The organism is Endozoicomonas sp. SESOKO3 (assembly GCF_024606255.1).
The window spans coordinates 1-3,521 of sequence record NZ_JAHHPR010000608.1 but is presented as its reverse complement, the minus strand read 5'-3'; the positions used below and the strand labels follow the sequence as shown (position 1 = coordinate 3,521).

The 3,521-nt window shown below is 51.0% G+C and carries 3 protein-coding genes; 2 read left to right on the top strand and 1 reads right to left on the bottom strand.

Annotated elements, in window-relative coordinates:
• Positions 1-561, top strand: a 561-nt coding sequence (locus KDK18_RS10700) for a hypothetical protein (protein WP_257254889.1), incomplete at its 5' end; no start/stop codon positions are given.
• 22 nt (positions 562-583) lie between these two features.
• Entirely contained in the window at positions 584-2,398 is a 1,815-nt protein-coding gene (gene typA / locus KDK18_RS10695; RefSeq protein ID WP_257254888.1) for a translational GTPase TypA, read from the top strand.
• 42 nt (positions 2,399-2,440) lie between these two features.
• Here typA and KDK18_RS10690 read toward each other — a convergent pair.
• Positions 2,441-3,521, bottom strand: a 1,081-nt coding sequence (locus KDK18_RS10690; RefSeq protein WP_257254887.1) for a CAP domain-containing protein, incomplete at its 5' end; no start/stop codon positions are given.

Below are 3,521 nucleotides of genomic sequence, written 5' to 3'. Positions count from 1 at the left end.
GTTCTGAAGCTGAAAGATAAAACTTTTCTGAAACTGTTTCGGGTTAAAAGTACTATCAGCTCGGCGTGGCTGAGGCCATATTCTGTACGGTTTGTCAGAAATGCCTCCGAACTCATGGCGCGCGGTATTCAAACGGTGGACATCATAAGCTGCTACCGTCTTGAAAGTTATAAAAACACGGCTGTCCATTATCGGCCATTGCCGGGTCGGACCCTCAGGCAGGTTTTTCCTGCTCTGGATGAAGATGGAACCAGAGTTCTGGCAGAGCAGGTCGCTCAATATATTGCGCACCTGCATGAACAGGGTATCTATTTTCGCTCCCTGCACATGGGCAATATTCTTAAGTTGCCCGACGGTGCTCTTGGACTGATAGACATTGCCGATATGCGCTTTAGCCGGAGTCCTCTGAAAGAAGCGCTAAGGCTCAGGAATTTACACCATCTGGCTCGATATGAGCAGGATGTTCAGTATCTGATTAAGGATCAGGCATTCTGTTCCACCTACGCCAGCCTGGCGGGTGTTGATGTGGACAAGATCGAGGCTGTGATGCAGCGCCTCTGAAAGATTTCAAGAGAGAAAGACAGTGATAGAAAAGTTACGCAATATTGCCATCATCGCACACGTTGACCACGGGAAAACAACGCTGGTTGACAAACTGCTTCAGCAGTCCGGAACATTGGGCCGCAAGGATCAGGGTGCCGAGCGGATCATGGACTCCAATGACCAGGAGAAGGAACGGGGCATTACCATCCTGGCCAAGAACACCGCCATCAACTGGCAGGACTACCACATTAATATTGTGGACACGCCAGGGCACGCCGACTTCGGTGGTGAGGTCGAACGTGTTATGTCCATGGTGGATTCAGTTCTACTGCTGGTGGATGCGGTGGACGGCCCCATGCCTCAGACCCGCTTTGTCACTCAGAAAGCGTTTGAGCAGGGTCTGCGCCCCATCGTGGTTATCAACAAGATTGACCGTCCCGGAGCCCGGCCTGACTGGGTTATGGATGAAGTCTTTGACCTGTTTGATCGTCTGGGTGCGACTGAAGAACAGCTGGATTTTCCGGTTATCTATGCTTCTGCACTGAACGGTATTGCCGGTGATGACCCTGAAAACATGGCGCAGGATATGACGCCACTGTTTGAAATGATCGTCAACAATGTACCTTCTCCCAAGGTGGATGTGGATGCGCCTTTCCAGATGCAAATCTCTGCTCTGGATTACAGCAGCTTTCTTGGCGTTATCGGTATTGGCCGTATCACCCGCGGTGTCCTCAAACCTTCTACTCCGATTCGTCTGATTGGTGCCGATGGCAGTGAGCGCAATGCCAAAATTCTCAAGGTAATGGGTCATCTGGGTCTGGAGCGTGTTGATGTTGAAGAGGCTCGTGCAGGTGACATCGTCTGCGTAACGGGCATCGACAAGCTGAACATATCGGACACCCTCTGCGATCCAAACCATGTTGAAGCTCTGACAGCACTGACAGTTGATGAGCCCACCGTCAGCATGACCTTCCAGGTCAATGACTCTCCCTTTGCCGGTCAGGATGGTAAGTATGTCACCTCCCGTAACATCAAGGAGCGTCTCGATCGCGAACTTCTGCATAACGTAGCGCTGCGTGTTGAGCAGGGTGATGATGCCGACAAGTTTAAAGTCTCCGGTCGCGGTGAGCTGCACCTGTCCGTTCTGATTGAGACCATGCGTCGCGAAGGTTTTGAGCTGGGCGTTTCTCGTCCGGAGGTGGTCATCAAGGAAATTGACGGTGTTCTGCAGGAGCCTTATGAGCAGGTGGTTGTGGATGTTGAGGAAGAGCATCAGGGCTCTCTGATGGAAGAGATGGGTTACCGTAAGGCAGAACTGACCAACATGGTACCCGACGGCAAAGGTCGTGTTCGTCTGGAGTTCATCATGCCTGCCCGTGGTCTGATCGGTTTCCGTTCCCAGTTCCTGACCATGACCTCTGGCAGCGGTATTCTGACCAATGTCTTTGATCATTACGGGGTAGTGAAAGACGGCGAAGTGTCTCACCGCAAGAACGGTGTACTGGTTTCTATGGTGAATGGCAAGGTTCTGGGCTACGCGCTCTGGAACTTACAGGACCGTGGTCGTCTGTTCCTGAACCCGAACGTTGACGTTTATGAAGGTCAGATCATTGGTCTGCACAATCGTGACAATGATCTGGTAGTTAACCCGACCAAGGGTAAACAGCTGACTAACGTTCGTGCTTCCGGCTCCGACGAAAACATTCAGCTCACCCCACCTATCCAGCACACCCTGGAACAGGCCCTGGAATTTATCGACGATGACGAGTTGGTGGAGGTTACGCCTAACCACATCCGTCTGCGCAAGAAGTTCCTGAAAGAGCATGAGCGCAAGCGTGCCAGTCGCAGCAAGTAATTTGGATGGCCTTCTAACCGGGTGTCAGCCTCCTGGCCCCGTTTAGTGTAAGTGTCTCGGTGAAGCAAAAACCTGGGCCCAGAATATTCCGTATTTGCCGGAGGCTTTCTCTACAAAACTGACTCCCATCTCGGTGACAGCAGGGCTCATGATGTTTTTGCAATGACCTTCACTGCTCATCCAGGCTTTGAGTACAGCATCGACACTGCGTTGGCCTGCTGCAACGTTTTCGGCAGTGGTTGACCAGAGATAACCTTGTGCTTCAACTCGTTGAGTGGGTTGACTTCCATCGGAACCGCTATGGCTCATAAAATCTCCATTTGCCATATCGGTTGCATGTCTGAAAGCAGCGGCTTCAAGAGAATAGTTCCAGCGCAAACGTCCGACTGCAGACATGACGGTATTGCCACAGACCTGCGGCTTGGAACGTATAGCATTGACAGCCATCAGCATTTGATCTGAAAAGCTTTTGACAGGTTGTTTTATACCCTTCTCAGGCGGGTGGAAGTTGGGTCCATGGGGGTTGAACCAGTGACCCTTGGACCAACGGGATCTTAAGCCGTTATCGACTTTTGAACGGATGTATTTCAAGGCCTCATGTCCTTTCTTCGGAAGCGTGTCTATAAAACTGGCCCATTCCGGAGGCATATCTTCAGACTTTCCCATTCCCATGCCATCGAGTCGGGCCATCAACGGCAAGTTGGGAGCAATAATTTCTTTTTGAAAGTCTTGTAAATAAGCTTTAACCGTTTCCCAGTTCTGATAGATGGCACCGGACACGAAACCGACAGGAATGCTCTTGAGAGCGCTGACTGCAAAGCTTTTTAAAGAACGGATCGTGGCACTCTTGCGGTACTCCCTGGCGGCTTCGCTTCTTAACTGTTTGACTTCTTCATTCAGTCTTTTTTTAGCAGCTGCTCTTTCTCTGGCCGCTTTCTTTTCAAGCTCTTTGCTTCCCCAACTGAGTTGGGTGTGCGGATTCTGGTCATTTTTGACTCCAAATTGGAGCGCTGAGAAAAAGTAAGGTGGTATATCACCGCTGCTGACAGCGAAGAGATCAAGTGCCCTGGCAGGTCGGTTTATCATTGAATTCAGCGAGTCTTCAGGAAGAGCTTCCCCGGAT